This window comes from Paenibacillus roseus (assembly GCF_016424485.1).
Taxonomy (GTDB): Bacteria; Bacillota; Bacilli; order Paenibacillales; family Paenibacillaceae; genus Paenibacillus_D; species Paenibacillus_D roseus.
In genome coordinates, this window is record NZ_JAELUP010000005.1 from 1 (window position 1) to 22403 (window position 22403).

A 22403-nucleotide genomic window follows, 5' to 3' on the forward strand; every position below is an offset into this window, starting at 1 on the left:
ATTCTCCGATGTACCACTGCATCAGGTTGGCAAAACCCCGGCGGTATACGCTCGCTCCCTTCGGAAGTCCGGTTGATCCTGATGTATAGATTACATACATCAGATGATCCCCACCCGCCTGCGTCTGCGGATTCTCTTCCCGCTCCGTCTCCAGTCCCGCCTGATCGGCGTCTACACAGACCACTGTCATTTCCGTATTAGAATCCGCGCCTTCGGTGAAAGCCTCACGCGTCACCAGTACCTTCAGTCCGGCCCGCTTCATCATATCCCTGCGCCGCTCCAGTGGAAGCGCAGGGTCCACAGGCACATACGCACCGCCAGCCTTGATCACGGCCAGCATGCTAATCACCAATTCCGGACTCCGCTCCAGGCATATGCCGACCAGCTTGTCCGGGCCAACACCCAGGAATAGAAGCCGGTGGGCCAGCCGATTCGCCTGCCGATTCAATTCCCCATAGGTCAGCTCCGTTGTGCCCCACACAAGTGCTGTCCGCTCCGGCGTCCGAGCCGCCTGTTCCTCGAAACGCTCTTGCAGGCTCCAGTCCGGCAGCCGTTGCTCCGTCCGGTTCCATTCCACAGTCTGCTGATGGACTTCCGCCTCGCTCAGCATTGCCAGGCGCCCGACCCGCTCTTCCGGGGTGGCCGTCGCACTTTCCAACAGCCGCGTGAAATACTCTGCCATCCGCTCTGCCAATTCCTCGTGGAGCAAGGAGCTGTCGTATTCCATGCTGCCAAGAAGTCCCTCGCCAACTTTCCCCACAGTCATTGTGAAATCGAATTGAGGGGCAGCATCTACGACATCCAGCAGTTCCATAGAGAGCGTTCCAAGCTCGAAACGGGTGCCCGGGACACCAATAGCGGCAGCTACAAGTCCATCGTCCTGAGCCAATACCGACGAATGCATCGAAAACATCATGTTGAACAAAGGGTTGCGCTGATCACGCCTGGCCTGCATTCGCTCCACAATAGTCAAGAACGGATATTCCTGATGCTTCAACCCTTCCGTAACTTCTCGATGCACACGTTGGGCCAAATCCCGAAACGATTCATTAGCGACCACTTGGTTCCTGATGACAACCGGATTTGCAAAGTATCCGAGAGTTCCCATGAAACGATGATGCAGCCTGCCCGAAGCCGGACTTCCAACTGCCAGATTATTCTGGCCCAGCGATTGATGAAATACCGTGAACAAAGCAGAAAGCAGGAAGCTGTAAACGGAAACCTCAAAATCCTTTGCTAATTCCCGAATTTGCCTGGATGTCTCCGCTGGGAGTTGAAAATAAATCTTCCTTCCGCGGGGGCTGCCATTCTCCGTTAAAGTCGGGTTGCCCAGCCGTACCGGCTCCAGCTCGACTAGCCGCTCTTTCCAAAAAGCGTACATACGCTCCCCGTCTTGTTCCAGATGTGATTTCTGCTCCGATACGAATGCACTGTATTCCGCCTTCAAAGCAGGCAACGAGTATGCTTGGCCTTGTGACAACCGTGAGTAAACATCACTAAATTCCTTGGCGAATACCGCAAAAGACCAGAAGTCGCTAATGATATGATGGAAGGTAAACGAGAGCATGTAATCTTCATCACCGCAACTCATAATTAGAATTCGAAACAGAGGGCCCCGCTGAAGGTCAATTTCTTTGGTCGAATCTTCCTTGATTCGTTCCAGTCGTTGTACCTCCGACCAATCCTTTGCCTCAATAATGTGAATGCTCGCTTCCCGATTTCCATCCATGTAAAAAGACGGTTCACCCTCGGTTTCTTTTATTCCGGCACGCAGCAAGACATGGCGGTTCTGCAAAGCTTCTATCGAGCGTATAAAGGCGTCTGGATTGAAATTCCGCTGTACCCGGAAGGTTTTTGTAATGTAATACATCCGGTTTTCGGGGTTCAGTTTTTGAATAAACCACAGCGCGCGCTGGCCAACAGATAACGGAAATTCAGTAACCGGTATGGTCTCTGCCTGCTTGTCAACAGGCCGCTCTGGAACGGGAGGCAACATGATTAACCGTTCGATGGTAATCGACAATTCCTGTAGTGTCGGGCCTTCCAGCAAGCTGTCAAAAGGCAAGTCAATCGCAAAAATCTCATCCAGTCGAGCCTTGAGTTCCACGATATTAATAGAATCAAAGCCTAGCGCTTGCAATGAAAGATCGGGTTGGCATGAGCCTGGAACTTTTAACAGCTTGGCCGTCTCCAGATTCAAATACGATATAATCGTTGCCGTACGCTCTTCCTCCATTGACTGCCGAAGCTCCACAATATCCGGTACGACTACATCCGCCTGTATATGGGATTGTTCATATTGTCCATTGCCCTCATCCGATGCGACCCGGAACTGGTTGTTTTCTTGGTAAATTGCAACGATGTCAAGCGCATCGTCTAAAAAGGATTGGCGGCACGCGCTGCGTTGGATTTTTCCGCTCGATGTTTTATGAATGGAGGCTGGTTTAATCAGCACAATCGTATGTACCTGCAATTCGTAATGCTCCGAAATCGCCTTTCTGACCGATGCAAATATTTCTTCCGGGTTATTCTTGCGGTAGGCGCGTTCCAACTCAGATACAATGACCAGACGCTCTTCCTCTCCTACATCGATGGAGAATGCCGCACAGTTGCCCGAACTTACTGCAAGATGGCTCATGGTTACGACATACTCAATATCCTGAGGATAGTAATTCCGCCCACGAACAATGATCAAATCTTTCATTCTTCCCGTAATAAAAAGCTCTCCTGAGCTTATAAATCCCAAATCGCCTGTTCGCAGAAACGGACCTTCCCCTGTATCGAATAAATAAGCTCTGAACGTCTTTTCAGTTTGTTCTAGGCGATTCCAATAGCCCTGCGCCACACTTCCCCCGGATACCCATACTTCTCCGATCTTGTTCTCAGCTTGGCGTATACCGCTCACGGGGTCCGCAATAACAACGTCCGGGTCTCCAGTCATAGCCCTCCCTGAACTAATCAAACTACGACTGCCCTGTGACGAAGGTAGCGCTGGTTCAACCAGCCCCCCTTCTAAAGCTTTTCTCTCAAATATCCGTTCCTCAGGGCCGATCCCCTGCAACGCTCCTGAGACAAATAAGGTCGCCTCCGCCAGCCCGTAGCACGGATAATAGGATTGGTAGCGAAATCCGCTATTGTGAAAAGCCTCTGCAAAGCGTGTCAAGGTTTCCGCATGTATAGGCTCAGAGCCTGTAAAAGCAATGGTCCAGTTACTCAAATCGAGCTTTTCACGCTCTTCCTTCGTTATTTTTTTCACGCAAAGTTCATAAGCAAAATTCGAACCTCCGCTTACCGTGGCGCCAGTATCCGAAATGGTTTGCAGCCATTTCAAGGGATGTTGGACAAAGTGGGCGGGGGACATCAAAACAACAGGAAAGCCGGTATACAAGGGCTGGAGAATCCCGCCAATAAGTCCCATATCGTGATAAGGAGGTAACCAGATGACACTTCGATCTTGAGAAGACAATCCTGTTGATTGTTGAATAAGTTGAAGATTATGCAAAAGGTTAGAGTGACTCAGCATAACTCCCTTTGGCGAAGAGGTGGAGCCAGAAGTATATTGGAGAAATGCCAGTTGATGTCTATCGGTGGGAGAGACGTTCCAGTTGGACGTGTCTTGATAAATCCAAGAGTCGGTGACAGCCCATTGCAAATCAGTGAGGAGTGGAGCATCAGGAAACTTGAGCTGCAGCCGGGAATGGGTTACGGCATCTGTCAGGGCAAAGCTCGCATCACAATCTTCAATAATGGATTGCACACGATGAAAATTTCCATTAAGACGAGGAGGATAGGCCGGCACAGCAACCACACCGGCATACAAGCACCCAAAAAACGCTGCAATATAATCCAAGCCTGCATTGTATAGCAACAAGGCGCGCTTCCCTCTTGCCTGGCGGTCAGTAAGCCAAACTGCGAGCGCACGCGCACGAGCGTCCAACTCACCATAGGTCATCGAGTTTTCTTCACCTTGCTCAGTAAGAAAACTGTAGGCTTTGCTGTCCCTTTGGTTCTCTGCCCGCAAATTGAGCAAATCTACCAGGCTGTCTATTCCTTTTAACGTCTGAATCATAAACAAACCTCGCTTTCTATTGGAAGTTTAATGTTGTGCAAGGCTGATATCACTCCATTCTGTAACCTTTTTTTGGACATTATTTTAATAGACTCTATTACACAACCAAACACCTTATGTTATATTTTCATTCATGAAATGTAAGCGGTAACATGTAAAAACCCTACCTGAAAGCATTTTTTAACCCATTAAAAAATATTTATTTCAAATTTTTGATAATATAATAAAAATATACATCCAAATTGTTGTGAATATAATAGCATGGATTTCCGATCATGTAAATAAGTCTATCATATGATTGTCCGCGTGATTAAAGGCCTAGTTCTAGCGTATCTCAGCAGGCTACTAGGAGGGAAAATCAGCGCAAATAGCTAGCCGTTTTTTGACGGACAAGCTCTTTGCGCAAAAAAAGGACTGCTCTGTATTACAGAGCAGTCCCTTGCGTGAATCAAAAATTATACCGTTACAGATTCAGTCCCGGCCAGATGCTTTTCCAAAAAAGCGGTCAACTCCCGCTTGTATGTCTCCGGATCTACCAAATAGGCTTCCCCGTGGCCTGCGTCTGGAATGACAAGCAGCTGCTTGTTTGTTCTGCAGCTTTCATAAAGCTGATATACCATTGAAGTTGGTACAAAGGAATCTTTTTCTCCATGAACAAACATCATCGGCTTCTCTGTTTTTTGCACCTGCTTGATAGCTGATGCTTCACCAAAGAAGTAGCCAGCCCGGATACGAGTCAGCAGACTGGTTGCCTGCATCAAGGGGAATCGTGGCAAATGGTACAGCCGTTTCAATTGAAATGACAATTCATCGACTACCGATGTATATCCGCAATCCTCAATGATACATTTGACCTGATCGGGAAGCTTCTCGCCACTTGTCATCATGACAGTTGCCCCGCCCATGGAGACGCCATGCAGTATGATTTCCGCCTGGGGGCCGAACCTGTCCAGCACCAGTTGAATCCACTGCACATAATCATGCCGTTCATGCCAGCCAAAGCCAATATAGCCGCCTTCGCTAATGCCATGTCCCCGAGCGTCCGGCAGCAGCACATTCATACCGTAGATTTCATGATACAGCTTGGCGAAGCTTTTCATAATGCTGGCATCGCCGGAATAGCCATGAGCCAATATGGCTATACGCGCAGTCGACTTCGGTGCAGGCAAGTAATAGGCTTTCAGCTTCAGACCATCGCTTGATGTCTGCTCCCAATATTGAAAAGACTGCTCTGACCACCACTTGCGCTCCTCAGCCAAATCGATTTTAATGTTCGGATTCAGTTTCAGTCCCGGATCATCATCTAAGAAGGACTTGGACACACGCGCTACTGCTACACGGTAGAAGTAAAAGCTAAGAGCAATCACCAGCAGGATCAAAACCCCGATGATGCCAAATATAATAGTTGCGTACACAATTTGTCCTCCTTATTTAGTAGTGTATCCCCCACTATTATACAGGAAGGGGTCCCCGTCTGGAAATATCGGGTAAGCCTATTGGCTGTCACAGGGTTGGTTTACTGCTAGTTTTTTTAAAAATGGCACCACAAATCCTGTCCGGTTTTTGTGGCAGTGCAGCTTACTGGCTATCGGTATGTTTTCTCCTGTTAAATGTTTAGTTTTTACTCTAGCGAGTGATTAAAGGCTACACTATAATTCAATTTGAAACAATTAATGAAAAGGAGAGATGAGGAAATTGAAGCATCTTAAGTTTAAAGGAATCGTGTCCCTATTACTCGCATTTCTGTTAGCTATCCCCTCCTTAACAGCAGTTTCAAGTACTGCTTATGCCGCACAGGTGATCCCACTTGCGGAGAATCAGAGCGTCATAGAGACGGAGGTTTTATTTGAAGATAATTTTGATAGCTATTCTGTGGGAAATCTGCCGGCTCAGGCGTATGACGTTTCACCAGATGGTTTCAGTGTAGTTGAAGATGAGACTGAAAATGGAAATCAGATTTTACTTGCAAAGGGGAATAGCGGAAAGTTATTCAAGGCAGGAAACTGGAAGAACACATCATTAACATTTGATTATAAGTTTAATGATCAACTGGAAGATAATAATAACGGATTATATGCAAGCGCTTACTCGAATGCGCCTGAAGATAATGAAAGCAAAGTTTACTTTTCCTTGCATCCGTACTCCGATAATGGAGCAAATTTTTCTATTCAAGAATATATCAATGGCAGATATACACGGCATGACTCAGGAGAAAAGAACTTTACTATCGGGCAATGGTATAGAGCCAAGGCCATCTGGTATGAGGGAATGTACTACTTTAAAACATGGTCAACTCAAGAAGCAGAGCCTGAACATTGGAATCTTACTTCTCTAACCGGTTCATTGGAGAACGGAGGCGGACTCAATTTAGAATTCTATGGCGGGAATGACGATGTCTCAGCGGCTTTTGATAACATAAGAGTGGCAGCAATTGAGAACTATTCCAATGAAGAGAATCACGCTATTCAGGCAGAGCTTTTTATATCGCCTTCAGGTAATGACGATAACAATGGCACCAAGGATCAGCCATTTCGTACGATTGAAAAGGCACAACAGGCAGTTCGCTCCATGAATCAGAACATGACAGGAGATATTATCGTTTATCTGCGAGATGGAACCTTTCCAGTATCGCAAAAAATTACATTTAAATCAGAAGATTCGGGCACTAACGACTATCGTATTGTGTATAAAGCATATTCAGGAGAAAAGCCGGTTTTAAGCGGTGCAAAAAAAATAACGGGATGGACAAAACAGGAGAACGACTCTGGCATATGGTCTGCACCCGTTCCAGATGTGAGTGATACCCGGCAATTCTATTTAAACGGCAAGAAAGGGGTCATCGCAAGAGGAGATGTAATAAAAGCTGAAGGTTGGAATAGAACCGATGATCCAGATATGGAAAGACATAAATTAGAAGAAATTTTCAATAGTTATCAAGGAACATTTTCTGTTTATAGTCAGTATATTACAACTGCTAAATATAGAAATATGGCTAATTGGCGTAATAAATCCCAAATCGAATTTGTTTATGATGTAGCATGGAGCCACTCCATAGTGCCGCTTGATGACATAACGGTTGATCCGAATGGAAATGGCGTTATCATTACGATGAGAAATCCAGTATTTCGTGATGTGCAGATCAAAGATGGCGCACAAGTTGAGGACCCCAATTATATTCAAAATGCTTACGAATTATTGGATGAGCCTGGAGAATGGTATTTTGATCGTACCTCCCGTGTCATTTATTACATGCCGCGAGTTGGGGAAGATATGACGACTGCTGAGGCAATCGTGCCGACTGTGGAGCAACTTATCGTTATGGAGGGTACGTTAGATAATCCGGTACATCATATAACATTCGAGAATTTAACATTTGAGCATACTACGCCGCTTAGAGTAAGCTCAGAGGGATATGCGGAAATTCAAGCAAATATTTTAAAAGACCCGGCAATTGATCTTCACCACACCTCCTATTTAAAAATGCCAAGCGGCATTACTTTACATGCAGCAAACCATATCTTGTTTGAGCGCAATAACTTTCAATTTTTTGGATCAGGTGTCATCGATATTGACAAAGGCTCAAGTGATAATATCATTCGCGGCTCTATCTTCCGCGAGATTGCTGGCAGCGGTGTGCAAATTGGTGGATTTCAATTAGAAGATGCACATCCTAATGATGATCGAAAAATAGTTAAAGATAATCTTGTCACCAATAACTTCTTTAATAAGATCGGTACTGACTTTAAAGGCAGTGTAGCGATTTTCGCAGGATATACGGATGGGACGACAATTACGCATAATGAAATCTATGATACCTCATACAGCGGTATTTCGGTTGGTTGGGGTTGGGGCTATTTTGATGAAAATGGCAGGACGGATCGAGAAGCAAAAGATTTACCGAGGTTCGATAAGCCTACAATTGCAAAAAGGAATATTATCAAAAATAATTATATCCACAAGGTTATGCAGCAATTGCATGATGGAGCGGCAATCTATACCCTCTCCATGATGGAAGGATCGAGTATTGAAGGCAACTTGATCCATAGCGTACCCGGATGGCCGGGTGGACTGTATTTGGACGAGGGAACAGGTGGATTTGTAGTACGGAATAATATTATTTATGATGTTTCTTCACCGTATCATTATAATGATATTGGCATGCAGGGAAGACAAGCGACGAACTCAATTCAAACCAATTACTTTGGGGTAACACCAGGAAGCGCAAACTATCCAACCCATATTGCTTCTAATGCAGGAATTCAGGAAGCTTATCTATCCGGAATGCCGCCGTTGATTACTGCCGAATATGACCTTACGGAAGCCAACACTATCATTGCTATTCCCGGCAAGCGATTTGGTGACACTAAAGGCACTGTGACTTTTACTGGAGGAGAGTCGTCTATCGTTGCCCAAGCCACAGATATTGTTTCATGGACACCTGAACTGATTAAGGTCAAGGTCCCTTCTTCAGCCACTTCAGGGTTGGTATATATAACAACTGCTGATGGTGTGGTAAGTGATAAACATTTTACCCTCACGATTGTTCCAAAAACGACATTGCTTTTCGGAGAAACGTTTGACAATCTAACACCAGGCCCGCTGCCAAATGAATTGTTCTCTAATAGCCCGTCCGGATTTAGCATTGTTGAGGTAGACGCCGGAACAGGCGCTAAGGCTTTGCAAGCGAGTGGCTCCAGCGGGAAGTTATTTAAAGATGCAAAATGGAAGAACAGTTTACTTACTTTTACATTTAAATTTAATGATGCCATGACCAGGCAGTATGATGGCATCTATGTCAGTCAGCAATCGGAAGCTCCGGGTGCCAATGAAAATAAAATTTACTTCTCCATCCACCCGAATGAAGCAAACGAAAATGTACTCGTGCAGCAAAATATTAATGACTATAAGAGACTAGCGACCTTGAAGCAAAAAATTGAGGTTGGAGCATGGTACTCTGTCAAATCTGCGATTATAGATAACAAATTGTTTCTAAAAGTCTGGTCTTCACAACAGCAGGAACCCGAGCAATGGCAAAGCATTAGTGAAGTTGGCGGCCTCAGCAACGGGGGCGGATTAAATCTGGAATTGGCTGCAGCATCAGGAAAAACAGTATTATTTGACAACCTGAAAGTAGAAACCTGGGATAGAACACCCCCGGTAACGAAGGCAATTGTGGATCAAGAAGCACATAATGGATGGTTTTCGTCTGATACTACAGTCACACTGGTTTCCGAAGATGACCTGAGCGGGGTAGCATCGACTGAATACCGTATTATTAAAAACGCAAGTGAAGCTAATGAATCCACAACCTTTAAACCCTATGTAGAACCATTTACTCTTGGGGAAGGCATTTATGAGGTCGTCTATCGTTCTATTGATGTGAGCGGGAATCAAGAGCCTGACAAGCATTTAGAAGTAAAGGTAGACAAAACGGCTCCGGAAGTGTCTATAAAGGTTCAAGGCGTGGATTTAAAGAACAATCAGCAGATTACTAACCAGAGTCAGTTGAACCTCACTATCCATATTCAGGATCAACTCTCTGGTATCGACAAAGCCCAAGTGAAACTTGATGGGACAGAGCTTGAATTAGACCAAGCAATTTCTCTGACCGGTAAGCTGGGTAATCACGTACTGCAAATTGAAGCGAGCGATGTAGCAGGCAATACAACGACTATTGAAAAGAAATTTACGGTCCGAAATGCTTCTACCGGCGGAGGCAGCAGTAGCGGGTCTGGAAGCGGAAGTGATACGAACTCTCCATCCAAGGGCAAAGAGAACAATGAAGAACAAACGCCTAAAGGCAGTGAAGGAACAGTCGAACATCCTGTATTAAAGGATGTGACCAACCATTGGGCAAAAGGATATATAACCAAGGCACTGGAAGCAGGTTTCGTTACCGGTTATACGGATTCAACATTTAGACCTGAACAGAAAGTAACAAGAGTTGAATATGTAACTATGCTGGGACGGGCATTGGGTTTATCTTCCAAGCAGTCGCAAAGTATATTTGTTGATCAAGACAAAATCCCTTCCTGGGGAGCGCCTTATGTCGCGGCTGCAGTTGAGGCAGGAATTATACAAGGTTACGAAGATCATACCTTCCGTTCCGAGCAAAAGATTAAACGTGCTGAAGCAACAGTGATTGCGATTAGAAGCATTCCATCTCAACCACAATCCGTATCTGGTACTGGGTTTGCGGACGATAAACAAATTCCAGGGTGGGCAAAGTCTTATATTGAGGCTGCTGTTAGTGCCGGTATTGTAAAGGGGAAGGATCACAATCGTTTTGCTCCTCTTGAAAATCTGACACGTGCAGAAGCAGTTGTTCTCATTATTAATCTTCTAAATCACAATCAAAATGAACGGCCCCCCGTCAAGTAGACTGTACAAATCATAACAGTTATTAGCAAAGAAGCTTCCTCGCCTCGCTCCGTCTGGAGGGGCAGGAAGCTTCTTTGCTTATACATGCTTGTTAATGGACAGGCGGTAATCGGACGGCGAGATGCCGCGTACTTGCTTGAATTTACGGTAGAAATAGTTCGGATCAAGAAAGCCGACCGCTGTAGCGATCTCCGATGCCTTCAAGGCGGTCGTGGCCAGCATCTTCTTCGCATGTCCGAGTCGGATACGGTTCAGGTAGTCATTGAAATATTGTCCGGTCTCCTCCTTGAACAGCCTGCCCAGATAGACGTTATTGACGTTAAAGCGCATGGAAAGCAACTGCAAGGAAAGCTCATCGCTATAATTTTGCTGCACATACAGCTCGACCTGGCGAATGATCGGATTGTTCGACAACGGAGCCTCATCCTGCTCGTTCGCTTCAGTAACGATGCGTGTACAGCCTGCCAGTGCTTCGCCATACGATTCATGCAGCAGATGCGGCAGGGTCACCACCTTGCCGATATGATTGATCCAGGGTGTCTTCAAAATTATTCCATACCGCTGTGCAATGTCGGCCATCCAGCATTTATTCCCCGCAGCGAACGCCTCCGCATCCTGCCCTTCATCGGTGAACAGGACGATAATCTGGCGCTGTTCATTGAGGAAAGCAATGCCCCGATCACTTTCTTGCAGCGCCTCCTCCATACTATTTAAGATGGCGAACGATCGGAACTGCTCCTCGGTTCGGGACAGTTCCCCTTCCTCCGGTGTGTGCCAGTCAATCAGAAAAATCTGGTAGCGCTCCTTCATCAGCAGAGGCAACTGCAAAAATTTCAGCTTCTCTCGCAACTGGTCATATTGAATCCGGTTTTGCGCCCACCGCAGCAAAATGTTGTTGCGCAGCAGTTGGAACGATTCTCGCTGCATCTGCTCTTCAATGAATTGTCCCTGAAGGCGCTCGGTACAGGTAGCAATAATCTGGGTCAGCTCGGAGGCATCCACCGGCTTGAGCAAGTAGTCCTCGACCTGAAATTTCATGGCTTGCCGCACATAGGTATAATCATTGTAGCCGCTGAGGACAATCACGAACGGCTTCCATTGCCGTTGCCGGATTTGCTCAATAAGATGCAGGCCGTCCCCTTTCGGCATCCGAATGTCGGTGAGGACAATGAGCGGCTTGCAGTGCTCCAACAGCTCCAGTGCCTCATAAGAGCCTTCAGCCTCGAATATTTCCCGAATACTTAGCGCCTTCCAGTCGATCAGCCGCTTCAGGCCCTCGCGAATAAATTGGTCATCATCGACAATTAGCAACGTTGACATTTCCTATGTACCTCCTTAAACCTGCCGTTTATGTGGGAATATCATGAGCAGCCGGAACGGCTCCTCCTCTTGGTGTATGCCGGGTAAAGAAAGCCCGAATCCATTGCCATAATAATACTTAATGCGTTCATGTATGTTTTTGAGCCCCAGATGCTCATCCGGGAAAGCGTTGGCGGTTTGCAGCTGCCGGGTAAGTCGGCTGTGCTCTTCAAGCGTAAGCGGCTGGCCGTTGTTGGAAATTTCGATGACGAGCAGCTCATCTTGCCTGCGGATTTCAAGGGTAATGCACGGGTTGTCGTATTGCTCCAGCCTGCCATGCTGAATCGCATTTTCGATGATGGGCTGCAACGTAAACTTCAGCATAAAGCAATTTTCAAGACTCAGCTCGGTCAGTGCGCGCAGCTTGATCCGGTTAGACTTGCCGAGCATGAGCAACTCCAGGTAATAATTCGTATGAGCCAGTTCTTCCTGGATTGAGATGAGGTCATCGGTCGGCTGCAGCATCCAGCGATAGAGGCGGCCCAAATGATAGATTTTGTTAGCCAGCTCCGGCTGATCGCTTATTAATGCCTGCATGCGCAGCGACTCCAGAGTATTATACAGAAAATGCGGATGAATCTGCGTCTTTAAGGCGACAAATTCAGCATTTCGTTTATGAATTTCCGCGACATACACTTGATTGATATGATTTTGCAGCTCCAGCGTCATCCGGTTAAAGCGCATGATCAGATCGCTGATTTCATCCTCGCCCTGAACCGGCATCAGGTTGGTGAACGGGTTGCGCTGCACGTTTTTGAAATGGCTGCTCATCTGGTTGAACCGTCCGACAATCAGCCGCTGGATGACATGAATAATGATCAGGCAGATGATCCAGCTCAGGCCTAGCGTAAACAAAATGCTAATCATAATGTTGTTCAGCTTGCTTTGCAAACTCGATTTGTAACTGATACCAATAATGTCGATCCGACTGTTATTAATCGTGTGCAGTGAAATCAGATCCTTGGTCGTGTGCAGATCAAACGGCTCATCGGGACGGCTGTCGAGCAACACCCTGTCGTCTTGCTTAATAATAAGCCGATAGTCTGTACTTTGCGCGTCAAACTCCTTCGTAATGGCAGCAGTGTTTAGTGCCATTAACTGATACCCGTATACTTTGTCCGGGTGGATACTCAGCGGATTGTAGATCGGGTTGGCGATATAAAGCACCTGCTGCTTCGGCTGCAGCAATTCGTCGGTGCTGCCAAAGTACGGATGCTTGTAGCTCTTCGGGAAGGAATGAAAAAACGCCTCCACGGGAAAATCAAGGTCAATGCGATGCTTCTGCTGCTGTGACTCCATGAACAGCTTGCTATCGGCGACACGATACATGAGCACTGCCGAAGCATACGGGTTGCGAGACAGCATATGGAGAATCACATTTTTAATGTAATTTTGCTGCAAAACCGCTTCTCTACTATCGGCGGCAGGAATGTTGTCAGGCAAAAACATCTCGTAGACGGCGTTCTGCATTGTATTGTCGCCCCCCTGGTATAGACTGAGGGAATCATATTTGGATCGTTCAATAATATCGGCAAACTGGATTTTAAGCTTTTCAGCACGGATCGTAAGCAGTTCCAGCTCCTTCTTCTCCAGAATCAAATAAAAGTTGTTGTAAATCGCAACGCCGAGCAGGATGAACACAACGAGCAAGGCGGAACCGATGCCGATATTCAGCTTGCGGAAAATAAAGCGCCCGATCCATTTGCGGTACAAGGATACAATTTTCATAGAGAAGCTCCTTTTATAATAGAGCATTTACAAAATTCGACGGCCTAACGCCATTGTATGAAGGAATTTAAAGCGCTGTCAATCGGCGATCATGCACCAGAGATGGGAACCTATAGTTTTTCCAGTAAAAGTTTCATTAGTGCTGTTTCTTGGGCGGAGGGTGAAAAAGAGCTGTGCCAGCAAGCAAATGTAGTTTAATTGCTCTAGCTAAAATCAAATTAATGCTGTGGCTGTCCCCAAGCAATTATTTCTATAATAGAGTCGAGGTTACTAATCGACATGAAGAGGTGGGCGAACAATGAGAAAGTGGTTTACGATGTGCATGACGCTGCTCATACTGAGCAGCTTATTGGCTGCTTGCGGCGGTAACAGCTCCGGTACAAAAACAAACGATCCGGCTAAACCAGCTGACAACGGTACGAAAACGACAGATACCAAGGATGTTGAAATTGTATTCCAATCGTGGATTACCCCGAATCTGACGGTTGCCTATTACGACTCGCTGATCAACCGTTTTGAGAGCGAAAACCCTGGCATCAAGGTAAAGCGCATTCAGCCACCAGCTAATGAAGGCAATCCCGACAGCTATTTGAAGTCATTGCTCGCATCAGGCGACTTCCCGGATGTTGTTCAGAACGCGACCATCCAGATGTTCGTCGATGCAGATGCCCTGCTTGAAATTCCAATTGATGACGATATCAAAAAAATCAACAACTACGAAGCGGAAATGATTAACGGCAAGCTGTATAACATTTCGGCAATTCGCCAGCCGCAATCGCTTATTTTCTACAACAAAAAGCTGTTCGCTGAAGCAGGCATAGAATCCACGCCGAAAACATGGGCGGAACTGGAGGCAGCAGCAGAGAAGCTGAAAGCTAAAGGCATTACGCCATTGCTGACCGCAGGCGACTGGACAGCAGGCTTTACGTTCTCGGTCATGACGTCACCTGACATCTACAAGGACAACAAAAACTGGTATGCGGACCGTTTTGACAACAAAGTGAAATTCACAGACCCGAACTGGATCGAATCGGCTACATATTACACGAACCTGGTTAAAAACGGCTACTTCAACAAAGGTGTGCTGAGCATCGACTATACAGCAGTAGAACAAGAATTCCTTAAAGGCAATGGCGCAATGTATCCGATGGGCTCCTGGTTCAGCGCAGCGGAAGCGAATTCGAAGAAAGACTTCGAGGTTGGCGTATTTGCAACTCCGACCAAGGACGGCACGCAATATTTGCTCGGCGGTGAAAACTCTGGCGGCTATGCAGTAGCGAAAATGAGCAACCACCCGGAAGCAGCGCTCAAGTTTGCCAAATTTATGATGCTTGATCCGGAAGCTCATAAAGGAATTCTGCAAGCAGATGCCTTGTTCTCCAACCTGAAGGAACCGCTGAAGTGGGATATGTCCCCACTGCAAACGGAAATTTACGAACTGTTGCTGAAAAACCCGCCAATGGTTGGTCATATGAACAATAAAGTCGGCCGTGTGCCAGTTTCAGGTATTCAGGATCAATACAACAAAGTTGCACAAAACATTTTGCTTGGCGACACAGATGTTGCGAAAAACATGCAGTCTCTCGACGAGTACTGGGATAAAAACAACAAATAAGCTGTGGCACAAGGGGGCGGTCCTCCGCCCCTTTTCCAATGGCACCATTAAGCGAACCTGGCGGTGATACGTTTGAATAAAAATGATCGATGGGCATACACCTTGATGTTTTCACCCGGTATCCTTATTTACTTCTGCTTCTTACTTGTTCCGATTTTTCTGCTCGTATACTATTCGTTCTATAACTGGGACGGGATTAGCCCCTCCTATTCATTCGCCGGACTCAGCAATTATGTAGAAGCCTTCCATGACAAGGCTTTCGGGCGAGCGCTATTCGTTACCATGTTTATTACCGTTGTTGCAACATTGGTCGTGAATATTCTTGGAATCGCCTTTGCGGTGCTTCTGAACAAAAAAGGGCGGATGACAAATTTTTATAGATCGGTTTTCTTTTTCCCGCTGCTGCTCAGTACGGTTTCCGTCGGCTTCATATGGAAAAGCATCCTGAGCTACAACGGCTTGCTGAACAATCTGATCGAACAACTGGGCGGAGAACGCATCGAGTTTTTCGGCGACCCGAATCTGGCGGTACTGACGATTACATTTCTGGCGATCTGGCAATCCACCGGGTTCGTCATCGTCATTTATCTCGCAGGTCTGCAATCCATTCCCTTGAGCTTGTACGAAGCGGTCCGCATCGATGGCGCTAACCGCTGGCAGCAGTTCAAGCATATTACATTCCCGATGCTGGCACCTGCTTTTACGATGAGCATCATCTTTATGTTCACTGGCTCTATGCGCGAATATGACCGGGTTGCCGTCTTGACCTACGGAGGCCCTGCCGGAGCGACAGAGACAATCGCCTACCAGGTCGTCAAGGTCGGCTTTAATGCCAACCGGCTTAGCTATTCGGCCAGTCTGGCCGTTTATATGCTAATTATTGTCAGTATCCTTGCCGTATCACTCACTGTTTATCTTCGCAGAAGGGAGGAAAAGCTGCTGTGAGAAATGAGCGTGGATCGAACATTCGGCACATTTTCCTGATCCCTTTGTCCCTGCTGCTGCTGATCCCGTTTTATATCGCAGTTATCAATGCATTCAAGACGCGGGAGGATATTCTCGCCAATCCCTTCTCGATGTCGATCGGCAATCTGACGCTGGACAACTTCCTGCGTTCGGCGGTGACTCCTTCTTTTAACATCTTCAAGGCGTACTGGACTTCCATTCTGATCACTTCTGTCTCAGTCGTATTGCTGATTCTGCTCTGCTCGATGATGTCCTTCGTCTTCGCCCGGGTGCAGAACCGCTTCCTGTCCATTTGCTACTTGCTGCTGTTGTCCGGGCTCATGATTCCGCCTCAGGTCATTCTCATCCCGCTCGTCAAGGTGCTGGCGAAGCTGGGACTGATGTTTACGCCACAGGGTCTTATATTGTACAACATTGGCTTCTATGTCCCGTTTACCGTCTTTATTTTCGTCGGCTTTATCCGAACGCTGTCACGAGAGCTGGATGAATCGGCGAAGATCGACGGCGCCAGCCAACTAACCATCTTCTGGCGCATCCTGTTCCCGCTGCTGCGCCCGGCGACGGCATCGGCAGTCATCTTCCTGAGCCTGTGGATCTGGAATGACTTTGTTAATCCGGTTATTATCCTTGGCTCTACTAAAAGCTACACTGTCACAACGGGTATTTTCCAGGCGGTCGGCCAATACAGTACGAACTGGGAGGATGTATTCGCCCTCGTCGTACTCGCGTCAGCACCGATCTTCGTGCTCTATCTATTTATGCAAAAGCAATTTATCGCCGGCCTTACGGAGGGATCGTTGAAAGGCTAATGAATAAAACCAAACCACCCGGATACATATCGGACGGTTTGGTTTCTTCATTTCCAAAAATCATCATTTGTTGACCAGAGCTTTTCACTGTCCTGGCATTAAACATACATGGGGTAAATAGTAAATGTCATGAATACATCATGTCCTTAAATGAATTGCGAGTTGCTTTGATCTGCCGCATATAGAACTTTATCAATTGTGTCGACAATGGTTCCGACAGCCCCATTGCAATTGGTCAGAATATGAACCCGATATCCGGACTTTGCATAGGTAGCGGACTGCATTTCATTGCCTGGATCATAACCCATAACAACGTATTTAAAATTCATACCGTTCAACCTGACGATCCATACCCCATAGCCGTAATGAAGATGATCATGGTCTTGTATTTGCGGTGTGAGTATTCTCTCTGTCATCTGCCTGCTTAACAACTGATGGCCCAGCAAGGCGTCCCAGAACGTGTCCATATCGCCCGCTGTTGTAAACGCCCCACCATCCGGCGCCCCCTGAACTGGCAGGCTGTATATATTCGTTTTCCAATGTTCACCGTTATCGATATAACCGATGGCTGTCCGCTCAGGCAACTGGTCAAGGCGATAATAGCCTGAATCCTTCATCCCGCAAACTCTGAAAATGTGTTCCTCGACATACTCCGTAAAGGTCGTTCCTGTAAGATGTTCCACGATTAAACCAAGGACGATAAATCCTGCGTTGCTGTATGAAAAACGCTCACCTGGCGCAAACTTCATCTCTTTATTTTGAAACAGAGGGAGGAAACTGGCCGCGGAAGTCATCGCATACATCGGCGTTGCGACCCAAAGCTGTTCATAACCTGTCATAACCTCTTCATCGAAATAGTCCGGTATCCCCGAGCTGTGTGTCAGCAGGTGGTGTACGGTCACTCCCGGATCAAATAAAGGGAAGGAGATATCCGTACAATCACTCAGCCGCGTATCTAATGACAACAGCCCCTTCTCAACCAACTGGCAGACAGCCACCGCGGTGAAAATTTTGCTGCCGGACGCGATGTTAAAGCGGGTACCCGCTTTGTTCTCTATGTGCTCGCTCCGGTTTGCATAGCCGTATCCCTGTTCCAAAATCGTTGTGCCGCCTTCACTTATGTTCAGTACACCGGAGAACGGAACCCTCGTCTCTCCGATGCCGATCCTGATTGCTTCTTTTATCTTTGTTTTTATCATCGCTTCTCCTCAATTCCTCTAGGAAGAATCCAGATATGAAGCCACCGGAGCACCGTGATATACATCTAACTGTATGTTTACCACGCCCTTCTCTCATAATTTTGCTGGATCTCCCGGCGAAATCGTTGTACCCATTGCTCCGAAATATCATCTGCCAGTCTGTCAAGTGCGGGGGGCGCGATCGTTACGTTATCCGCTCTCACTTCCAGGAAATCCAATACCCTGAGCACGGTGCCTTCATAATCCTGAATAAAATCCTCATATACAATCGTCATCGGCACAATGCCGTTCTCCGTCATAAAATCCTCAATCGCAGCTTCCCGCAGCACGCTTTCCTCAACTAAATGCCGGATTGCTTCAAATTTGTACTTGTCTGCAAGCTCATGCTCCTGCGGTTTGTGACCGTGCTGCCTGTGCCATTCTCCGGAGACAATCGCTCTCCACCAAGATACCGCCAGACGAACCTTATTTCGGCGGGTCATAAAAATATGCTTCGTGGAATTGGGGAATGCCGTACTCCAAACTTCCGCTGCGGGAGCCGTGTCCGGAATTTCATACAGCTTGCGAAATGCATCAATCAGCAGCTGATCGTAATTTAATTTGATGCCTAACACACCATTCGGCGTCGTTCCCTCTTTCCATACCTGCTCCATGGTTTCCTTACTGATCGTCTGCGGGTCTGCGCTATGCAGCAACTCGCCAATATTACCGGCTAAACCGGTGGATCTGAGCGCCTCGCATAGCAGCGTACTCCCCGTCCGTTGTGAGAACCAGATGGCATAACTTTGTTTCGGCTTCATATTCATCATCCCTTTCGTTTTTCCAGCCCTTCGCTGCTCTCTAATGCAAAAAAGCCGCAAAAGAACACCATGTTCATCTGCGGCTTCGTATAATCTGATTCCTATATGTATTAGTGTACGGGTTGAGATTCAATAGCGTCAAGGTAATGATTGCTTTAGAGTAAAAGATTACCTGACTTTACGTTCCTTGCGTTCAACCGATATAGATGAATGATGGATGATCTTTATTGCAAAGCATATCTACAGCAAGCCCCTCGCCATCATATGAGATCAAGGGAGAAACTTCAATTTCACGGCCCTTGAACAAGTCCTCAGATACGCCCAGCTTCTCAAACCATGTCTGATGCACATGCAGCAGAAGTCTCCGGGCTTCCTCCGGGCTATCCGGGCCAGCGGCATTTTTTACCGGGGCAAACTCCTCCTCCCGCTCCACTTTGACCAAGCTCATACCCGAAGCATACGCGAACAAATCGAAGATGAACGCTTCATACTTATAAGCACGGACTGGCCCCTGGAAGGTTTGGACATCTTTTTGCACGGCTTTATATACAAGCTGCTGCCGGGAAGCTTTCTCCAAAAATTGAAGCTGGAACATATGGATAGAGATATTCCCGGTATCGTACAGCAGACGCCCTGTCTTAATATCCCGCTGCCGCTTGAGCTGCTCTGGAAAATCGCTGTATTCTACAACTGATGGACGGCCGTCCTGCAAGCAGACAACTCCGATTTTTTCATCGGCATCCCGCTTGGCAATGACTTTGCAAGCAATCGGCTGGCCTGAAGTATGGGCAAAACCTATAAAGTGCGGGTCGGCAACTTTGATCAGTGCATTATCGACATTATAATAGAAAAACCACTCTACGCCGCGTGCTTTAAGCTGGTCAAGAATGCCGGAACTACGCATGGCGGAGATGCAGCCTCCTGTTCCATTCGGCACACTGCATATTCTCCATGGGGTCTCCAAAATAATCTTCCCCTTATGATCCAGCGCCGGAATGACAGCTTGATTGAAGAAAAACAGCTGTTCCTTATCATAGCCAAAATATTGATGCTGTGCAAAAAAATCGAATGTTGCCTTGTGATTGCCCGGGCTTGTCATGATGCACCACGGAATGGTTGTCCCTGCCCGCCGTCCAAGATTGAGCAGCCGTTCGGCTTGCAGTTGGAAGAGAGATTTACGCGATGGCAGCCCGATATCAAGAGTTCCTTTAGGACCATTGTATCCAAGACGGCTTCCCTGCCCGCCCGCTACAAGCAGTGCGGCGACTTTGCCTTCCCTGAGCAGGTCCCATCCGGTCTGCTCGATATTTCCCCGATCTGTTTTCAAGTCATCCAAGCTTTGAACGGACAACGGAGCCAAGCCTGAAACTTGCAATCCAGTATCTTTCTCGTTATTCATATGTAAATGGCGCAGCCATTCAAAATCCAGGGCAAGAATCTGCTCCAGCAGCTCCTGCTTCCGCACTTCAGGCAACGTATCATAGTGCTCTAGCAGATGCTCTTGCCGCCAGATTTTAAGCAGAGCGATTACAGCTTGAAGTTGCATATCCGACATCGGCTCTCCCCCTTCATGCTCCATTGTTTGCATCCTATCATACCACACAATTATGGCTGACCCGCTGACTAGGCTAAAATTCCAGCCCGTCGCATTTACGACTTGACTATGGGGTCGATCATGATTAAAATTCAATCAATCCATTCGTTTTCATTCACACTTGGATAACATAAATTGAAGGGAGCAGCCTGATATGAATTGGAAGGAAATTACGACACTCGAAGAGTGGAACGACATCTTGGAAGCATCCGCCGCTCGCGGACAAGTGATTTTAAAGCACAGTACGACTTGCCCGGTCAGCTCCAATGCGCTCCATGAATTCGAACAATATTTGCAGGATGTACCGAATAAAGAGGTGGATTACACGCTCGTCAAAGTCATCGAGTCTCGTCCTGTATCGAACAAAATCGCTGAAGATTTGAGCGTCAAGCATGAATCTCCGCAAATTATTTACGTGAAGGACAAAGCTAAATACTGGACTACCTCTCACTGGTCGGTCACAAAAGCTCATATTACAGCAGTAATCGATTAAATAAAAAATCGGTAATGGCACCAAAGGCGCTATTACCGATTTTCTATTTCAAAAGAGTCGGGTGTCCCCGGACCCTATCCTCGCACAACTTACGTGCTGACTTATTCGACAGTATCTTCGTCTTCAGCGCTATCAGCAATCTTGTTGCCGAGCGCTGCGCCAGCAATACCGCCTGCAATCGTTCCAAGCGGCCCCAAAGCAGAACCTACAACGGCGCCTACAACACCGCCGCCAACTGTACCTGCTGTTTCTCCGGCATCATTAGCAGCGTTTGTTGTATTGCTTTCTACAGCCTCATCATGATTGTGTCTGTTGTCTCTTGCCATTCCAATTCAACTCCTTCTTGTCTTTAGGACACGCTGTACATTTATTTCCAACGCATTCCTCAGGTATTGTAACCAATTTTGCCAAAATGATTCTTTTGTATTCAAAATTCTATCTAAGCTTTCAAAAGCCGATTTATCCATTCGCCCACGTTTGCAGGCTAGTGCTTGACAATCATTAAAAAATCAATTATCTTTAAATAAAGATACTTTAATTCAAGATTATAAATTGCTTTTTTCAAGGAGGAATATGCGATGCAAACTTTAATCTACGGCCCTGCGTTGCAAGCAACAGGCGCTTTTGACGGCGGTAAAATCAAGGAACAAAAACCAATCGGCTTCTCAGGTGAAGGCTCGGTAATCAAAAGAATCGGTCCGCTTTTCTACTGGGCATGGGCAACCTCTAATAAAGAAGGCTACATCCCGCTTCACCAGCATCAGGCTTTTGAGATTATGACCTACGTGGTTCAAGGAAATGTCGAACATGGCGATACGCTCGGTACACGGAGCAAAGTAGGTGCTGGCGGCGCGCAGGTCATGCAGACCGGCTCCGGTGTCAGCCATGAAGAGCGATTCATTGGGCCCGACATGGAGGGATTCCAAATCTGGTTCGAGCCGCACATTCAGGAGGCGCTTCAGGTCAAACCGACGTACAACCAATACGAACACGAACAGTTCCCAGTCTTCGAGGAGAACGGTATTGTGAAAAAGACGATCATCGGTGAAGGAGCTCCGATCTCAATTACGGCAGATTCACGGGTGTGGGACGTTACGATCGAAGCAGGCAAACCATACCGCCATTCCGTTGCAAAAGGGCGCACGATTGCTGCACTTGCCGTACGCGGCGACGGAACATGGGCAAACAGCGACGTGGATACATCCCCGTCTTCATTCAAGCACCGCGATTTCATTGTTGTCCGTGCGGACGATTCGTTCGAAGCCATCATCCATGCAGGAGATGAGCCTGCACGCTTACTGCTAGTCGACGTTCCAACAGCAGTCAGCTATCCTCTCTACCCTAAGCGGTAAAAGTACGTTATACTTAAAAGCAATTCTCATCGGACGCT

General features: G+C 47.0%; 14 protein-coding genes. 6 read left to right on the forward strand and 8 right to left on the reverse strand.

Annotation, left to right across the window (positions count from 1 at the left end):
* The coding region (locus JFN88_RS02165; protein WP_199017653.1) for an AMP-binding protein at positions 1-4069 on the reverse strand (4069 nt) is incomplete at its 3' end.
* Between the two features lie 455 nt (positions 4070-4524).
* A complete protein-coding gene (locus tag JFN88_RS02170; protein WP_199017654.1) occupies positions 4525-5484 on the reverse strand; it encodes an alpha/beta hydrolase in 960 nt (319 codons plus the stop codon).
* A 280-nt stretch (positions 5485-5764) separates the two neighbouring features.
* Here JFN88_RS02170 and JFN88_RS02175 point away from each other — a divergent pair, with 280 nt between their 5' ends.
* Positions 5765-10450, forward strand: coding sequence for an S-layer homology domain-containing protein (locus tag JFN88_RS02175; RefSeq protein WP_199017655.1), 4686 nt, complete (start codon positions 5765-5767; stop codon positions 10448-10450).
* Between the two features lie 78 nt (positions 10451-10528).
* Here JFN88_RS02175 and JFN88_RS02180 read toward each other — a convergent pair whose 3' ends face one another.
* Both JFN88_RS02180 and JFN88_RS02185 read right to left on the reverse strand, forming a co-directional pair.
* Complete coding sequence (locus tag JFN88_RS02180) at positions 10529-11770, reverse strand: response regulator (protein WP_199017656.1); 1242 nt, start codon at positions 11768-11770, stop codon at positions 10529-10531.
* 15 nt (positions 11771-11785) lie between these two features.
* Entirely contained in the window at positions 11786-13537 is a 1752-nt protein-coding gene (locus tag JFN88_RS02185; RefSeq protein ID WP_199017657.1) for a sensor histidine kinase, read from the reverse strand.
* Between the two features lie 298 nt (positions 13538-13835).
* Here JFN88_RS02185 and JFN88_RS02190 point away from each other — a divergent pair, with 298 nt between their 5' ends.
* The 3 genes from JFN88_RS02190 (at position 13836) to JFN88_RS02200 (ending at position 16927) form a co-directional block, all read left to right on the forward strand.
* Complete coding sequence (locus JFN88_RS02190) at positions 13836-15152, forward strand: extracellular solute-binding protein (protein WP_199017658.1); 1317 nt, start codon at positions 13836-13838, stop codon at positions 15150-15152.
* A 72-nt stretch (positions 15153-15224) separates the two neighbouring features.
* A complete protein-coding gene (locus tag JFN88_RS02195; protein ID WP_199017659.1) occupies positions 15225-16097 on the forward strand; it encodes a carbohydrate ABC transporter permease in 873 nt (290 codons plus the stop codon).
* Positions 16094-16927 carry a carbohydrate ABC transporter permease gene (locus tag JFN88_RS02200; protein WP_199017660.1) on the forward strand — a complete coding sequence of 278 codons (834 nt, stop codon included), beginning with the start codon at positions 16094-16096 and terminating at the stop codon, positions 16925-16927. Before JFN88_RS02195 ends, JFN88_RS02200 begins: the two co-directional genes overlap by 4 nt.
* Positions 16928-17073: 146 nt before the next feature.
* Here JFN88_RS02200 and JFN88_RS02205 read toward each other — a convergent pair whose 3' ends face one another.
* The 3 genes from JFN88_RS02205 to JFN88_RS02215 form a co-directional block, all read right to left on the reverse strand.
* Positions 17074-18126: a serine hydrolase domain-containing protein gene (locus JFN88_RS02205; protein WP_199017661.1), complete on the reverse strand. Its 1053-nt coding sequence runs from the start codon at positions 18124-18126 to the stop codon at positions 17074-17076.
* A gap of 77 nt (positions 18127-18203) precedes the next feature.
* Positions 18204-18926 (reverse strand): Stf0 family sulfotransferase, encoded by a 723-nt coding sequence (locus tag JFN88_RS02210; RefSeq protein WP_199017662.1) that lies wholly within the window; start codon positions 18924-18926, stop codon positions 18204-18206.
* Positions 18927-19119: 193 nt separating this feature from the next.
* Entirely contained in the window at positions 19120-20481 is a 1362-nt protein-coding gene (locus JFN88_RS02215; protein WP_233167343.1) for a UTP--glucose-1-phosphate uridylyltransferase, read from the reverse strand.
* Positions 20482-20674: 193 nt separating this feature from the next.
* On the opposite strand from JFN88_RS02215, the gene ytxJ reads away from it, so the two are divergent.
* Positions 20675-21013, forward strand: a complete 339-nt coding sequence (ytxJ, locus tag JFN88_RS02220; protein ID WP_199017663.1) for a bacillithiol system redox-active protein YtxJ — start codon at positions 20675-20677, stop codon at positions 21011-21013.
* Between the two features lie 101 nt (positions 21014-21114).
* On the opposite strand, the gene JFN88_RS02225 is transcribed toward ytxJ, so the two are convergent.
* Positions 21115-21339, reverse strand: coding sequence for a glycine zipper 2TM domain-containing protein (locus JFN88_RS02225; protein WP_199017664.1), 225 nt, complete (start codon positions 21337-21339; stop codon positions 21115-21117).
* Positions 21340-21591: 252 nt separating this feature from the next.
* Between JFN88_RS02225 and JFN88_RS02230 the strand changes: the two genes are divergently transcribed.
* Complete coding sequence (locus JFN88_RS02230) at positions 21592-22365, forward strand: pirin family protein (RefSeq protein ID WP_199017665.1); 774 nt, start codon at positions 21592-21594, stop codon at positions 22363-22365.
* The last annotated feature ends 38 nt before the right edge of the window (positions 22366-22403 follow it).

Excerpts from the sequence above, each read along its gene's own strand:
- JFN88_RS02205 (WP_199017661.1), bottom strand. The coding sequence starts at position 18,126 with ATGATAAAAACAAAGATAAAAGAAGCAATCAGGATCGGCATCGGAGAG.
- ytxJ (WP_199017663.1), top strand. The coding sequence starts at position 20,675 with ATGAATTGGAAGGAAATTACGACACTCGAAGAGTGGAACGACATCTTG.
- JFN88_RS02190 (WP_199017658.1), top strand. The coding sequence starts at position 13,836 with ATGAGAAAGTGGTTTACGATGTGCATGACGCTGCTCATACTGAGCAGC.
- JFN88_RS02215 (WP_233167343.1), bottom strand. The coding sequence starts at position 20,481 with ATGTCGGATATGCAACTTCAAGCTGTAATCGCTCTGCTTAAAATCTGG.
- JFN88_RS02230 (WP_199017665.1), top strand. The coding sequence starts at position 21,592 with ATGCAAACTTTAATCTACGGCCCTGCGTTGCAAGCAACAGGCGCTTTT.
- JFN88_RS02180 (WP_199017656.1), bottom strand. The coding sequence starts at position 11,770 with ATGTCAACGTTGCTAATTGTCGATGATGACCAATTTATTCGCGAGGGC.
- JFN88_RS02225 (WP_199017664.1), bottom strand. The coding sequence starts at position 21,339 with ATGGCAAGAGACAACAGACACAATCATGATGAGGCTGTAGAAAGCAAT.
- JFN88_RS02210 (WP_199017662.1), bottom strand. The coding sequence starts at position 18,926 with ATGAAGCCGAAACAAAGTTATGCCATCTGGTTCTCACAACGGACGGGG.
- JFN88_RS02185 (WP_199017657.1), bottom strand. The coding sequence starts at position 13,537 with ATGAAAATTGTATCCTTGTACCGCAAATGGATCGGGCGCTTTATTTTC.